This is a genomic window from Streptomyces spectabilis, from assembly GCF_008704795.1.
Taxonomy (GTDB): domain Bacteria; phylum Actinomycetota; class Actinomycetes; order Streptomycetales; family Streptomycetaceae; genus Streptomyces; species Streptomyces spectabilis.
In genome coordinates, this window is the sequence record NZ_CP023690.1 from 2,529,310 (window position 1) to 2,542,763 (window position 13,454).

Here is a 13,454-nt window from a genome sequence, read left to right on the forward strand (position 1 = left end):
GGCGCATGGATCTTGGCCTGAACAACCGTGTCTACGTCGTCACCGGTGCCACCCGCGGGCTCGGCAACGCCACCGCGCGCGCCCTGGTCGAGGACGGCGCGAGAGTCGTCCTCACCGGCCGCGACGAGAAGACGGCCGCGGCCGCGGAGCTCGGCCCGAACGCGATCGGCGTCGGCGCGGACAACGCCGACCCCGCGACCCCCGCCCGGCTCGTCGCCACCGCCCGCGAGCGCTTCGGCGGCTTCGACGGCATCCTCGTCAGCGTGGGCGGCCCGCCCTTCGCCTTCGCCGCCGACACCACGGACGAGCTGTGGCAGGCGTCCTTCGAGTCGGTGTTCCTCGGCGCCGTACGGCTCGCGCGGGCCGCGGCGGCGGAGCTCGGCGAGGGCGGCGTCATCGGCTTCGTCCTGTCCGCGTCCGTGTACGAGCCCATCCCCGGCCTGACCATCTCCAACGGCCTGCGCCCCGGGCTCGCCGGGTTCGCCAAGTCCCTCGCGGACGAGCTCGGGCCGCGCGGGATCCGGGTCGTCGGGGTGCTGCCGGGGCGCATCGACACGGAGCGCGTGCGCGAGCTGGACGGGCTCACCGCCGATCCGGAGGCGTCCCGGCACGCCTCCGAGTCCGGCATTCCGCTGCGGCGCTACGGGGCTCCGGAGGAGTTCGGGCGGGCGGCCGCGTTCCTGCTCTCGCCGGCGGCCTCCTACATCACCGGGGTGATGCTCCCCATCGACGGCGGCGCCCGCCACGGCTTCTAGCCCCGGGCTCCGACAGCCACCCCTCCCCGCCGCTACCGCGGCGTTTCCTCCCACTCGCCCACCCATTCCACCCCGGCTACCCGGCCCGGCCCCGACCTGGCGGCTTGCACGTAGTCGTCCGTCTGCCGGGCCGGAAGGATTCAGCCCGTCCGGCGTTTGAGGACAAGCGCGTCAGCGCGGTGTGTGAACCGGTTCAGCGTGGCCGCGAGGCCTAGGTGACGCGTTCCGGGCGGTGTTTGACCGTGCGGAGCTGGACCGTCGCCGGGAGGCGGGCCAGGCCCGCCGAGTCACGGGCGTGGGCCAGGGCCTCGACGCACACCAGGTGCAAGGCGTCCTGGGGAACCGCGCCGCTCTCCAGGACGAGCCCGACCCGCGCCTCGGGCGCGTTGCGCCGCCCGGTCAGCAGGACCCGCGCCCGGCCCACCCCGTCGAGCCCCGCGGCCTCGCTCTCAAGCGCGCTCTCCATCGCCCGGCCCCGCAGCAGCGCCCCCTCGCCGTCCCCGGTCTCGACCAGGACCTCCGCGAGGCGCCGCCGCCGCAGCTGCGCGGTGAGCCACCACAGCGACAGGAGCACGAGCACGGCGAGGGCGGCGATGACGGTGGGCCACCACCAGCCGCGCCCCCGCCACCGGGTCCGCTCCGCGGCGCTGAGCAGGACGTCGTGCCGCCCGTCGTGCACCCACCAGGACGGCGGCCCGGCGCCGAGACCGACGGCGAGGACGGCCCCGCCGAGCACGACGAGACCGAGGCCGACGAGGCCGAGGAGCACGCGGTTCACCGTACGCGGCATGGCGCACTCACCCCTTCTTCCCTGGCCGGGCGACATGGACGGAGAGCGTGGGCGGGCTGCCGAGCCCCAGGCCCCGGATGCCGTCGGCCAGCGTCCGGTCCAGATCGCCGCGGACGTCGTCGAGGGGGCGGAAGTGCGATTCGGCGCGTACGTCGACCTTGGTCCGGGTCATGCGGACCCGGACCGCCCGCACCCCGGCCACGTCCAGGGCCCGGTCGCGCAGCACGGTCGCGGCGGCGGCCCGGTCGAGCCCGGCGCGCACGTCGGCGTGGCCGCGCCGCATCGGGAGGACGGCCCGCAGCCCCGGCGTCGCCGCGAGGAGCAGCAGCCACAGGCCGACGGCCACCGCGCCCGCGGCACCGGCGAGCACGGCCGTGCTGTCCAGCGGCCGCTCCGCGAGCTCGCGCGCGAGGTCGCGCCGCCAGCGCATCGCGGGATGGTCGGCCCGCACCGCGACGACGTCGTACAGAAGGAGCCCGGAACCGCCGAGGACCAGCAGCGCGAGGAGCGCGGCGGGCACGCGGCGCGCGGACCAGAAGCGCGGGGTCCTGGCGTCGTCGGGCGCGAGGGTGGGGTGCGGTTCGTAGGACGCCGCGGACGTCCACTGCTCCGGCCCCGCCGCCGGATCGGCGCCGTCCGGGGCCCGCTCGACGACGGGCCCGGGCTTGGCTGGGCGGGGTTCCTCGTGAGGCTCGTGCGGGTCGTGGGGCTCGCTCATCGGGTCCTCCCCTGCGCCGCGGCCCGCGCCTGCGCCGAGTGCAGCCGCTCGACCTGGACCGCCACCTCGGGCACTTCCATGCCCGCCAACGCCTCTACCCGCTCGATGACGTGGCGACGCACGGCCGCGCACTGGCCGCCGATGTCACTGGGGTAGTCCAGCTCCAGGCTGATGTGGACGCGGGCGGCACCGGACGGCGCCTCCCCGGCCCGCGCCGAACCGTGCGCGCGGGCCAGGACGCTGACCGTGGCGTGCGGCGGCGCGGCCCCTTCGGGCAGCGTCCACAGGGCTTCCCGCGCCGCGCGGGCGGCGATCTTCGCGATGACGCGGTCGGCGATCCGGGTCGCGCCGCGCTCGGCGGGCGCGACCTGCCCCACGACCTCCGCCGCCACCGCTCACCGCCGCCGGTCGCCGCGCGTACGGAAGAAGTCGCCGGGCTCCAGGTCCCCTTCGAGGAACCGCCCGGCGACGAAGCCGATGGCGCCCAGTGCGGCCACCAGCAGGAAGGCCCCGAAGCCGCCGAAGTACCCGGCGAAGCCCAGGGCCATTCCGGCGATCATGCCGATGACGGCCATGCTCATCGTGCGCTCCTTCGCTCCTGCGCGTGTGCTGTTGAGGCTGTTCCCGCTGGTGGCGCCCGCGACGCGGGATCCGCACCCGTGCGCCGCGCGCGCTACTGCAGCCGGGGCTGTTCGTCGTCCTCGTCGTCCGGCAGCTTCACGTCGCTGACCGCGATGTTCACCTCGACCACTTCGAGGCCGGTCATGCGCTCGACCGCCGCGACGACGTTCTCCCGCACGGCGCGCGCGACGTCGGCGATCGACACGCCGTACTCGACGACGACCTCCAGGTCGAGGGCCGTCTGCACCTCGCCGACCTCGGCCTTCACACCGCGCGTGACGGACTTGGAGCTGCCGGGCACCCGGTCGCGCACGGCCCCGAAGGTCCGGGCGAGGCCGCCGCCCATCGCGTGGACGCCGAGCACGTCGCGGGCGGCGAGTCCGGCGATCTTCTCCACGACGCCGTCGGCGATGGTGGTGCGCCCGCGGGTCGCCGGGTCACCGCCGCCGCGCCGTGCCGACCCGCCGCGGCCCCCGGACTCGTCGGGCGAGTCGTTCGCGCTCTTCTCCAGCGTCTGGGACGTCCTGTGCTCTCCGGTGTCGGTCATCACCGCGGTCCTTTTCGACAGGGGATCTGCTCCTCGAACCACACTAAGCGCGGCCCCGCGCCCGCGCGCCAGGGATGCGGCAGGCTGGTGCCATGACGGGTGACGGATGGGCGTCGGTGGTACGGCGTCAGCTGGGCCTAGGCCGGGTACTGCCCCTGGGCGGGGCGGGGGACGGCGCGTGGCTCACGGAGGCGGCGGCCACGGCGGTGCTGCGCCGGGCGGCCGAGCGGGTGACGGGCGCCCGTCTGACGTCCGTGCGCCTGGCCCTGGCCGATCCGGACGCCGCGTACGGCGCCGCCGCGGGAGTTCCGCCGGACGCGTGCGCCGCCACGGTCCCGGCGCCGCCGAGCGCGCTGCCGCCCGGGCCGCTGCGGATCAGCGGGGAGTGCGCGGCGGGCACGGCCGAGCCGCTGCCCGCGGTGGCGTCCCGGCTGCGCGCGGCCCTCGCGACGACCGCGGCGGACCGGCTCGGCCTGGCGGTCACGACGGTGGACCTGCGGGTCACGGCCCTCTTGGACGAGCAGGGCGAGCAGGACCAGCCCGATGAGCACGACGGTCACGACGGGCCGGATGGGCCGAACGAGCCTCCGGGCCCCGTCGAGGCAGCGGCAGAGGCGGCGAAGTCGCCCGCGGCCCCCTCGGCACCCGTCGAGGACCGGATCGCCCGAGCCGCGCTCGCCGTGCCGGGCGTGACCCGGCTGACCGGGGCCTTCGGCGGTCTGGGGCGCGCGGTCCAGGTGCGGGAGCACGAGCCGCTGAACGCCCTGCCGCGCCGCCACGTCCAGGTGGAGCTGGCCGTGGCGGCGGACCGGCGGGCCCTGGACGTGGCCCGCGCGGTCCGCACGGCGGTGGGCGGCGCGCTGCCGGACCGGCCGTCGGTGGCGGTCCTGGTGACGGCGGTCGACGAGCCCGGCCGGGACGGCACGCACCCGGGCTAGGAGGCCAACTCCCTGACCAGCAGGGCGCGTTGCTCAGTCGCCGAGCCCGGCGAGGTCCCGCAGCCTGCGGGCCTGGGCGGCGCGCTCGGCGGTGCGCTGCTCCTCGTACGAGCGGCCCGTGACGCCCTGCAGCAGGGCCTTGGTCTCGATGACCGCGTCGCGCGGCGCGGCAAGGAGCGCGGCGGCCAGGTCGCGCGCGGTGCCGTCGAGCTGGTCGGCGGGCACGACGATGTTGGCGAGGCCGAAGCGCTCGGCCTCGTCCGCGTGCACGAAGCGGCCCGTGGCGCAGATCTCCAGGGCGCGCGCGTAGCCCACGAGGGAGACGAGCGGGTGCGTGCCGGTGAGGTCGGGCACCAGGCCGAGACTGGTCTCGCGCATGGCGAACTGCACGTCGTCGGCGACGATCCGCAGGTCGCAGGCAAGCGCGAGCTGGAAGCCCGCACCGATCGCGTGCCCCTGCACAGCGGCGATGGACACGATGTCGCTGCGCCGCCACCAGGTGAACGCTTCCTGGTACTCGGCGATGGTCGCGTCGAGGACGTCGTCCGCGCCGCGCGCCAGATCGAGGAACGACGGCTCGCCGTCGAAGCCCTCGGGCGTGAACGCCTGCCGGTCGAGCCCCGCGGAGAAGGACTTGCCCTCGCCGCGCAGCACCACGACCCGGACGCTGCCGGGCAACGCCCGTCCGGCCTCGGTCAACGCCCGCCACAGAGCGGGGGACTGGGCGTTGCGCTTGGCCGGATGGGTGAGGGTCACCGTGGCCACGGCGTCCTCGACCGTGAGGCGTACGCCGTCCTTGTCGAGAACCGGTGCCGCCGTGCTCTGTCGGCTGTCGGGCGAAGCCATCAGTGCCTCCGATGGGTGCAGTCGTCGGTCGGGGCACCTGGGGGCACCCCTAAGTGACTGCACAGTAACCACCCGGCCGAACGGACGGCCGACCGGGTGGTCACCCTCGGATCACGAGAGCCGCGGACAGCGGCGGGTGTCAGACGGAGGCGGCCTTCTTGCCTCGCGTCGCACCGCCGCGGCCGCGCAACACGACACCCGACTCGGTGAGCATCCGGTGCACAAATCCGTACGAACGGCCGGTCTCTTCGGCCAACGCCCGGATACTCGCACCGGCGTCGTACTTTTTCTTCAGGTCTGCCGCGAGCTTGTCGCGCGCGGCGCCGGTCACCCGGCTGCCCTTCTTCAGAGTCTCGGCCACCCGTGCCTCCTCATGGGAAGTGCGCTCTGGACTTCTCATGATCACCCCTACCGGGCCTCCTGGCCACCCATTCGGCAAGGTCCATGTGACTTGATTCGCAGTGCGGAAGCGGGTCGACACGAGCGGAATTAACGATTCCGCGTCCTTCGATCCATACCGCCGAATGGGTTCCACGGGGAAGGGGCAGGTCAGGGGCGTGCCCGGAGAACAGGGGCGCACCGGCAGCGCGCGGCGGCGAAATACGTGTATCGCACATCTCGGTATGAGGACGTCTCACACAGATGAAGGATCACGGATCGGCCGAATGATCCATATGGAGTGGATCAGCGATTCGATCATGCCCGCCGGAACCAGCTGGAGCGGTGCGCGTCAAGAGGGCCCTCGTCGGGGTGCGCCGACGAGGGCCCGTGCCGGGCGTCAGGCGAGGGCGACCAGATCGGCGTAGTCCGCGCCCCACAGGTCCTCGACGCCGTCCGGGAGCAGGATGATCCGCTCCGGCTGGAGCGCCTCGACGGCGCCCTCGTCGTGCGTGACCAGGACGACCGCGCCCTTGTAGGTGCGCAGCGCGCCGAGGATCTCCTCGCGGCTGGCCGGGTCGAGGTTGTTGGTGGGCTCGTCGAGGAGGAGCACGTTCGCGGACGAGACGACCAGGGTCGCGAGCGCGAGCCGGGTCTTCTCACCACCGGAGAGGACGCCCGCGGGCTTGTCGACGTCGTCCCCGGAGAAGAGGAACGAGCCGAGCGTCTTGCGCACCTCGACGAGGTCGAGGTCGGGGGCGGCCGAGCGCATGTTCTCCAGGACCGTGCGGTCGGGGTCCAGGGTCTCGTGCTCCTGGGCGTAGTAGCCGAGCTTGAGGCCGTGGCCCTCGATGACCTGGCCGGTGTCGGGCTTCTCCGCGCCGCCGAGGAGCCGGAGGAGGGTGGTCTTGCCCGCGCCGTTCAGGCCGAGGATGACGACGCGCGAGCCCTTGTCGATGGCCAGGTCGACGTCGGTGAAGATCTCCAGGGAGCCGTACGACTTCGAGAGCCCCTCGGCCATGAGCGGCGTCTTGCCGCACGGCGAGGGCTCGGGGAAGCGCAGCTTGGCGACCTTGTCGCTCTGGCGCACCTCCTCGAGGCCCGCGAGGAGCTTGTCGGCGCGGCGCGCCATGTTCTGCGCGGCGACGGTCTTGGTGGCCTTGGCGCGCATCTTGTCGGCCTGCGAGTGCAGGGCGGCGGCCTTCTTCTCGGCGTTCTGCCGCTCGCGCTTGCGGCGCTTCTCGTCGGACTCGCGCTGCTGCTGGTAGAGCTTCCAGCCCATGTTGTAGACGTCGATCGCGGAGCGGTTGGCGTCCAGGTAGAAGACCTTGTTGACGACCGTCTCGACGAGGTCGACGTCGTGGGAGATGACGATGAAGCCGCCCCGGTACGTCTTCAGGTAGTCGCGCAGCCAGACGATCGAGTCGGCGTCCAGGTGGTTCGTCGGCTCGTCCAGGAGCAGCGTGTCCGCGTCCGAGAACAGGATCCGGGCCAGCTCGATGCGGCGGCGCTGACCGCCGGAGAGCGTGTGCAGGGGCTGGCCGAGCACGCGGTCGGGGAGGTTGAGCGCGGCGGCGATGGTGGCGGCCTCGGCCTCGGCGGCGTACCCGCCCTTGGTGAGGAACTCCGTCTCCTGGCGCTCGTACTGCTTCATGGCCTTCTCGCGCGTGCCGCCCTTGCCGTTCGCGATGCGCTCCTCGTTCTCCCGCATCTTGCGGATGAGGACGTCGAGGCCGCGCGCCGAGAGGACGCGGTCGCGGGCGAGCACGTCGAGGTCGCCGGTGCGGGGGTCCTGCGGGAGGTAGCCCACCTCGCCGGAGCGGGTGATGGTGCCCCCGGCCGGGGTGCCCTCACCGGCCAGGCACTTGGTGAGGGTGGTCTTGCCCGCGCCGTTGCGGCCGACGAGACCGACGCGGTCGCCCTTGGCGATACGGAACGTAGCGTTCTCGATGAGGATGCGGGCACCGGCACGCAATTCGATACCGGAGGCGGTGATCACGGTCAGACTCCTGGGCGGGTAAGGACGGCGGAAGCGGGCGGAAGAGCAGGACGAAACGCGCGCGCGGGGCGCGCCGCTGAGCCGTCTAATGCAGGAGGAGAATGGCCATAGGCCAATTCTACCGGGGGTCTGCAACCGATTTTCCGCCGCTCCCGGGCAGCCCGTCGCCCGTTCGGACCTCTGTCCGGCGCCGGGAGGCGGGCGGCGTACCAGGATGAAGTGGCCGGAGGCCCTCGTGGCCGGGTCCGGTGCGGGGCGGCGGGACGCCGCCCCGGACGCGCGGCAGAGGGTGGTGCGCCCATGCAGTTCGACGACGACGCGAACCTGGACACCTCCGAGGTGCAGGACGTGCGCGGCAGCCGCATTCCGGGCGGCCGGGCGACCGTCGGCGGCGGCATCGCCGGGCTCATCGCGCTGTTCCTCGGCCTGTTCTTCGGCGTCGGCCCCGAGCAGCTCGGCCTGAGCGACTCCGGTGACGAGCCCGCCGCCTCGTCCTCGTCGCTCGCGCAGGTCCAGCAGAGCTGCCGTACCGGCAAGGACGCCAACGCCAAGGAGGACTGCCGGATCGTCGCCGTGGTCAACAGCGTCCAGGACTACTGGCGCCAGGAGTTCCCGCGCCGCCAGGGGCAGTACGCGCCCGCGCGGACCGTGTTCTTCACCGGCCGCGTGGGCACCGCGTGCGGCGCGGCGTCGTCGGCGGTGGGCCCCTTCTACTGCCCCGGCGACCGGAAGGTCTATCTGGACCTGGGGTTCTTCGACGAGCTGCGGACCAAGTTCGGCTCCAGCGGCGGCCCGTTCGCGCAGGCCTACGTCGTGGCGCACGAGTACGGGCACCACGTGCAGAACCTGATGGGCACGCTGAGCCGCGCCCAGGACGGGCGGACCGGCGAGAACAGCAACGCGGTGCGGGTCGAGCTGCAGGCCGACTGCTACGCGGGCGTGTGGGCGCACAACGCCACGCGGACGCCCGACGAGTCGACGGGCAGGCCGCTGATCACCCGGCTCACGGACGAGGACATCCGCGACGGCCTGGACGCGGCGGCCGCCGTCGGCGACGACCGGATCCAGGAGCGCTACCAGGGCCGGGTCACCCCCGAGTCGTGGACGCACGGCTCGGCGAAACAGCGCCAGCAGTGGTTCTACCAGGGCTACCGCACGGGCGACATGGCGCAGTGCAACACCTTCCGCTGAGCGGGAGGCCGGCCGGGTGTCACACTCCCCCGGTGTGCACCTGGAACGCGGCGCGGCGCACGGCCTTGGCGAGGGCCGGGTCCGGGTGGGCCGCGGCGAGCGCGACCAGGACCTGCACGGTGCGCGGGTGGCCGACGGTGCGCACCTCGTCCAGCAGCGCGGGCACGGTGGGCTGCGGCGCGGACTCCAGGTGGCGCACGAGGAGTTCGGCCTCGCCGTGGTCGGCGACGGCGGCCGCCGTGTCGACCCACAGCCAGGTGGACTCCTCGCGGGTGAGCACCAGATGGACGTCCTCGGGGTCGGTGCCCTCGTGCTCGGCGAGCCACAGCAGGGCGTAGGGCCGCAGCGAGGCCACGTCGGCGACGGCGCGCACGTCGGGCTCGGCCGGGGCGCCGACCACGCGCAGCGCCTCGAAGGCGAGCCCGCGCAGGAGGGCGTCCTCGCCCCGGGCGGCGTCGAGGAGTTCGGTGACGGCGCTGCCCGCGTCCCGGGCGGCGAGCCAGGCGCGGTACTCGGCGCGGGCCGCGTTCGGCCGCAGGCGGGCGCAGCCGCGGAGCATGTCCTCGGCGGACTGCTCGATGTTCCCCGCCGGGCTCTGCGCGGCCACACAGATCTGCTCCAGCTTGACCCACACCGCCCAGCTGCCCAGCGGGGTGAGCGTGGCCTGGCCGTCCGCGCAGGTCAGGGCGTCGACGGCGGCCAGGGCGCGGAGCGCCCAGTCGAGCAGGTCGGCCAGCGGGACGTCGTCGGCGTGGGCGTCGGCCGGGTCGGGGGCGCCGACGGGTCCGCCGTCGGCCAGCCGCGGCTCCTCCTGGGGCCCGTACGGGATCTCGCAGCGCTCCGTGCGCAGTTCGCGGACGCGCTGGTCGAGGAGGTCCAGGAGCTGCGGCACCGGCACGGGCCCCGCGGACAGCTGGAGGAAGGACAGCAGCTGCGGAACCGCCTCGACGGTCTCCGCGACGGTGGCGGGCGGCAGTTCGGCGGGCGCCGGGTGGACGAGCGACCAGGCGTCGAAGAGCGCGACCCAGCCGCGCAGGACGGCCGCGTCGTCCCGGTCCCAGGCGCGAAGGCGCCAGCCGGGCCGGGCGGCGGTGCCGTGCACCTCGACGAGGCCGGCGAGGCGGGCGGCGTCCCAGTCCGCGCGCAGCTGGTGGACCGTCACGCCCAGGTCCGCCGCGGCCCGTTCGGCGGCGGCGTCGGACAGGGCGCCGGTGGTGCCGGCCGGGGCCGGGGCGGGGCGGTCGGCGGCGCTGAGGCGGGCCGTGCCGGGCGCGGGGCGCAGGGCGTTCTCGGCCCAGCGGGCGGCGCGGACGGCGTCCGCGAGGCCCGCGCGCGCCATGCGGGCGAGCTCGGCGGGCGCGGGGGTGCCCTCGGGGGGCGGAGGCGCGGGACGGCGCGCTCGGCGCTGGGTCACCGCGCCGGGGCCGCCGAGGGGACCGCGGGCTTGGCCGCGCTCGGCGTCCGGTCGCCTTTCGGCCCGGGGCGACGGGGTGCGGACAAGGTGGAGCCGGGAGTCGCGCGGGATACGGGACGTCACAGGAGCAGTCTTCCTGTTGACGGTCCGAAAACCCAAACGGAATCCGGGACGGCCGCCGTGAGGGCGGCCGTCGCACGGTACGGAAGGTTCACATGAGGGGGGTGAGGAAGCGGCGCAGCGCCTCTTCGTAGCGGACCGGGTCGGCGTTCCACATGGCGCCGTGGGGCGCATCCGGAACGGTGTGCAGGGTCACGAGGTCGGGACGGGCCGCGGCCAGGCGACGGGACAGGTCCCAGGGGGCGACGGTGTCGCCGGGGCCGTGTGCGAGGAGCGTCGGCACCTTCAGCGCGCCGGGGTCCGCGCTCTCCACGACGCGGTCGCCGCGCAGTCCCGTGCGACCCTGCGCGGCGCGCACGGCGAGCGGCAGGAGCGGGGCGGGGGTGCCGCGCGCGGTGGCGAGGGCCCGCAGCGTGACCTCCCAGTCGAGCACCGGCGAGTCCAGGACGAGCCCCGCCACGCGGTCGCGCAGGGCGGAGTGCGCGGCGGCGTGCAGCGCCATGGCGGCGCCGGTGGACCAGCCGTGCAGGACGACGCGGCGCGCTCCGTAGCGCACGGCGTAGCGGATGGCGGCGTCCAGGTCGCGCCACTCCGTCTCGCCGAGGTGGCCGAGGCCGTCCGGGGGACGCGGGGCGCCCGGGTCGCCGCGGTAGCCGAGGGAGAGGACCGGAAGCCGCTGCGCGCGCAGGAAGTCCAGGACGACCATGGGGTGCGCGCGGGTGGTGCCGAGGCCGTGCACGGCGATGACCCAGGTGTCGCGGGAGCCGGGCACGAACCACGCGGGCAGTGCGCCCAGTTCGCCGGGGATCTCGACGTCGGCGTGCTCGATGCCGAGGGCGGTGCGGGGGTCGCCGGTGTGGACCTGCGGGGTGAGCCAGACCTTGGCGCCGGGCTCCAGGGTGCCGTGGGTGACCCGTTCCAGGCGGCGTACGACGGTGTCGGCCGGATGGGGGGACGCCTCGACGACCGGTCCGACGACGGCGTGGCAGTCAGGGCCCGTCAGGCCGTAGACGCCGGGGCGCCGGGACGCCAGGGAGCGGGTCAGGGTGACCTGGCCCGCGGCGGTGGCGTGCACGGTCAGGCGCCGCTCGGTGGGCAGGGGGCGGTTCGCCGGGGTCTTGAGGGCGGCGTCGCTGGCGTAGCGGCCCGCCGCGATGGCCGTCAGGGCGGCCGTGGTGGCGGCGGTCACGGCTGCGGCCGTTGCTTTGGCTGGGCGCACGGGTCCAGTGTCCGTGGGGGTGGGCGGTGCGGCCAGTGGGCGTGGGCCTCGCGGGTGCGCCCCCAGGCCCGCCTCTTCCCCGAAACCGGGAGCTCCGCCCCCCGAGCCCCGGTCAGTCGGCGCTTCGCCCCTCGTCCTCAAGCGCCGGACGGGCTCACGTCCGCTGACCGTAGTTCTTCAGCTTTCCGCCCGCTTCCACCACTTGGGCCGGGGACAGCAGTGACGGGGTCAGGCCCGGTACCGCACTGGCGGTCAGCCACAGCCGGCACATCCACTCCAGTTGGGCCGTGCGGTCGTAGGCCTGGGTGAGGGTGCCCCCGTAGGCGACGGTGCCGTGGTTCTGGAGGAGGCAGGCGGTGCGGTCGCGCAGGGCGTGGAGCATGTGCGCGGCCAGCTCGTCGGTGCCGTAGAGGGCGTAGGGGGCGACGCGGACCGGGCCGCCGAGGGCGCCGGTCATGTAGTGGACGGCCGGGAGCTCGGGGACGAGCGTGGAGACGGCGGTGGCGTGCACCGCGTGGGTGTGGACGACGGCTCGGGCGCCGGTGGCGCGGTAGATCTCCAGGTGCATGGGCAGCTCGCTGGTGGGGCCGAGCGTGCCGAAGAGGCGCTTGCCGTCCAGGTCGACGCCGACCGCGTCGGCCGGCCGGAGGCGGTCGTAGGCCACGCCGCTCGGCGTGACCAGGACGGTGTCCCCGACGCGTACGGAGACGTTGCCCGATGTGCCCACGACGAGGCCGTCGGTCACCGTCCTGCGCGCGGTCGCCACCAGCTCGTCCCAGGCCCGGGCGATCTCCTCCCCCGCGGCTCCGTCCGCGGCGCCGTCCGCGGCGCCGTCCGCCGTGCCCCGACCGTGCTCCTGCCGCTGCTCCTGTCGCTGCTCAGTCATGCCGTGATCCTGCCAGGGCGCGGCCCCGAAGGGACCGGGTCCGCAGCGGTCGCCCGCCGGTGTACGCCCCGACCCATGGGCCCCTTTGGGACGATTCGCCCCGCTCGACACGCTTGGCCGTCGATTGAACGTTCTTAGGTGAATCTTCCAGTACTCTCTGGGGGATTTGTCACGCGCGTTGCCATCTGGGGGAAGAATGGCCCGTGATCACAAACCGTCCCGCCGTCGCGCCCACGCCCTCGCCGCGTCCGTCGCGGCCCTCGCGATCGGCGGGACCGCGCTCGCCGAGGTGCCGGTGTCGGCGGCGGGCAAGCCGCGCGGGCACGACGTGTCCTCGCACCAGAAGAACGTCGACTGGCCCGGCGCGAAGGCCAAGGGCGCGCGCTTCGTCTATGTGAAGGCCACCGAGTCCCACACCTACCGCAACCCCTACTTCCGTCAGCAGTACGACGGCTCCCGCGCGGCCGGGCTCGTCCGCGGCGCGTACCACTTCGCCCTGCCGCACCGGTCGTCCGGCGCCGCGCAGGCGGCGCACTTCATGCGCAACGGCGGGCAGTGGACGCCCGACGGCTGGACGCTGCCGCCCGCGCTCGACATCGAGCACCATCCGTACGGAGGCCGGAAGTGCTACGGCCTGAGCAAGGCGAGAATGGTCGCGTGGATCCAGTCCTTCAGCGACGAGGTCAGGCGCCGCTCGGGCCGCAGGCCCGTGATCTACACGACCACGAAGTGGTGGAACGACTGCACCGGCGCGAGCCGCGCCTTCGGCGGGCACCCGCTGTGGCTCGCCCGCTGGTCGGCCGCGCCGGGACCGCTGCCGAGCGGCTGGTCGTCCTGGGCCTTCTGGCAGTACGCGGACCGTGGCACCCTGCCGGGTGACCAGAATCTCTTCAACGGGTCGACGGCACAGCTCAGGCGGTTCGCACGGGGCTGAGCGGAATCCCGCGAAGGCCCCTCGGACGGCCTAATTCCGGGCCCGCGCCGGGCCCTCGCCGCCCCACCGGCGCGCGCTCCGGTGTATGCCGGAAGGAC

15 protein-coding genes are annotated in these 13,454 nt (G+C 74.5%); 4 read left to right on the top strand and 11 right to left on the bottom strand.

The window, feature by feature from the left end; all coding sequences use genetic code 11:
- Nucleotides 1–5 precede the first annotated feature (5 nt).
- Entirely contained in the window at nucleotides 6–755 is a 750-nt protein-coding gene (locus tag CP982_RS10815; RefSeq protein WP_150510319.1) for an SDR family oxidoreductase, read from the top strand.
- 211 nt (nucleotides 756–966) lie between these two features.
- Here the strand turns inward: CP982_RS10815 and amaP are convergent, their stop codons facing one another.
- The 5 genes from amaP to CP982_RS10840 form a co-directional block, all read right to left on the bottom strand.
- Nucleotides 967–1,545 carry an alkaline shock response membrane anchor protein AmaP gene (gene amaP / locus CP982_RS10820; protein WP_150510320.1) on the bottom strand — a complete coding sequence of 193 codons (579 nt, stop codon included), beginning with the start codon at nucleotides 1,543–1,545 and terminating at the stop codon, nucleotides 967–969.
- Between the two features lie 7 nt (nucleotides 1,546–1,552).
- Nucleotides 1,553–2,263 (bottom strand): DUF6286 domain-containing protein, encoded by a 711-nt coding sequence (locus CP982_RS10825; protein WP_150510321.1) that lies wholly within the window; start codon nucleotides 2,261–2,263, stop codon nucleotides 1,553–1,555.
- Nucleotides 2,260–2,655, bottom strand: a complete 396-nt coding sequence (locus CP982_RS10830; RefSeq protein ID WP_150510322.1) for an Asp23/Gls24 family envelope stress response protein — start codon at nucleotides 2,653–2,655, stop codon at nucleotides 2,260–2,262. Before CP982_RS10830 ends, CP982_RS10825 begins: the two co-directional genes overlap by 4 nt.
- Nucleotides 2,656–2,658: 3 nt before the next feature.
- Nucleotides 2,659–2,844 carry a hypothetical protein gene (locus CP982_RS10835; protein WP_138959002.1) on the bottom strand — a complete coding sequence of 62 codons (186 nt, stop codon included), beginning with the start codon at nucleotides 2,842–2,844 and terminating at the stop codon, nucleotides 2,659–2,661.
- 92 nt (nucleotides 2,845–2,936) lie between these two features.
- Nucleotides 2,937–3,431: an Asp23/Gls24 family envelope stress response protein gene (locus CP982_RS10840; RefSeq protein ID WP_150510323.1), complete on the bottom strand. Its 495-nt coding sequence runs from the start codon at nucleotides 3,429–3,431 to the stop codon at nucleotides 2,937–2,939.
- A 92-nt stretch (nucleotides 3,432–3,523) separates the two neighbouring features.
- Between CP982_RS10840 and CP982_RS10845 the strand changes: the two genes are divergently transcribed.
- The gene (locus tag CP982_RS10845; RefSeq protein ID WP_150510324.1) at nucleotides 3,524–4,369 is read left to right on the top strand and encodes a nucleopolyhedrovirus P10 family protein; all 846 of its coding nucleotides are present in this window, start codon (nucleotides 3,524–3,526) and stop codon (nucleotides 4,367–4,369) included.
- Nucleotides 4,370–4,402: 33 nt separating this feature from the next.
- Here CP982_RS10845 and CP982_RS10850 read toward each other — a convergent pair whose 3' ends face one another.
- From CP982_RS10850 to abc-f, 3 genes are all read right to left on the bottom strand, one after another.
- Nucleotides 4,403–5,215: an enoyl-CoA hydratase/isomerase family protein gene (locus CP982_RS10850; protein ID WP_150510325.1), complete on the bottom strand. Its 813-nt coding sequence runs from the start codon at nucleotides 5,213–5,215 to the stop codon at nucleotides 4,403–4,405.
- 139 nt (nucleotides 5,216–5,354) lie between these two features.
- Nucleotides 5,355–5,576 (bottom strand): helix-turn-helix domain-containing protein, encoded by a 222-nt coding sequence (locus CP982_RS10855; protein WP_030684175.1) that lies wholly within the window; start codon nucleotides 5,574–5,576, stop codon nucleotides 5,355–5,357.
- A 417-nt stretch (nucleotides 5,577–5,993) separates the two neighbouring features.
- Entirely contained in the window at nucleotides 5,994–7,592 is a 1,599-nt protein-coding gene (gene abc-f / locus CP982_RS10860; RefSeq protein WP_150510326.1) for a ribosomal protection-like ABC-F family protein, read from the bottom strand.
- 300 nt (nucleotides 7,593–7,892) lie between these two features.
- Between abc-f and ypfJ the strand changes: the two genes are divergently transcribed.
- Nucleotides 7,893–8,783: a KPN_02809 family neutral zinc metallopeptidase gene (ypfJ, locus tag CP982_RS10865; RefSeq protein WP_150510327.1), complete on the top strand. Its 891-nt coding sequence runs from the start codon at nucleotides 7,893–7,895 to the stop codon at nucleotides 8,781–8,783.
- 19 nt (nucleotides 8,784–8,802) lie between these two features.
- On the opposite strand, the gene CP982_RS10870 is transcribed toward ypfJ, so the two are convergent.
- The 3 genes from CP982_RS10870 to CP982_RS10880 all read right to left on the bottom strand — a co-directional run bounded on the left by CP982_RS10870 (nucleotide 8,803) and on the right by CP982_RS10880 (nucleotide 12,422).
- The gene (locus tag CP982_RS10870; RefSeq protein WP_170316401.1) at nucleotides 8,803–10,320 is read right to left on the bottom strand and encodes a hypothetical protein; all 1,518 of its coding nucleotides are present in this window, start codon (nucleotides 10,318–10,320) and stop codon (nucleotides 8,803–8,805) included.
- Between the two features lie 88 nt (nucleotides 10,321–10,408).
- Entirely contained in the window at nucleotides 10,409–11,536 is a 1,128-nt protein-coding gene (locus tag CP982_RS10875) for an alpha/beta hydrolase (protein ID WP_150510328.1), read from the bottom strand.
- 154 nt (nucleotides 11,537–11,690) lie between these two features.
- The gene (locus CP982_RS10880) at nucleotides 11,691–12,422 is read right to left on the bottom strand and encodes a class II aldolase/adducin family protein (RefSeq protein WP_150510329.1); all 732 of its coding nucleotides are present in this window, start codon (nucleotides 12,420–12,422) and stop codon (nucleotides 11,691–11,693) included.
- Nucleotides 12,423–12,618: 196 nt separating this feature from the next.
- Between CP982_RS10880 and CP982_RS10885 the strand changes: the two genes are divergently transcribed.
- Nucleotides 12,619–13,356: a lysozyme gene (locus tag CP982_RS10885; protein ID WP_150510330.1), complete on the top strand. Its 738-nt coding sequence runs from the start codon at nucleotides 12,619–12,621 to the stop codon at nucleotides 13,354–13,356.
- Nucleotides 13,357–13,454: the final 98 nt, after the last annotated feature.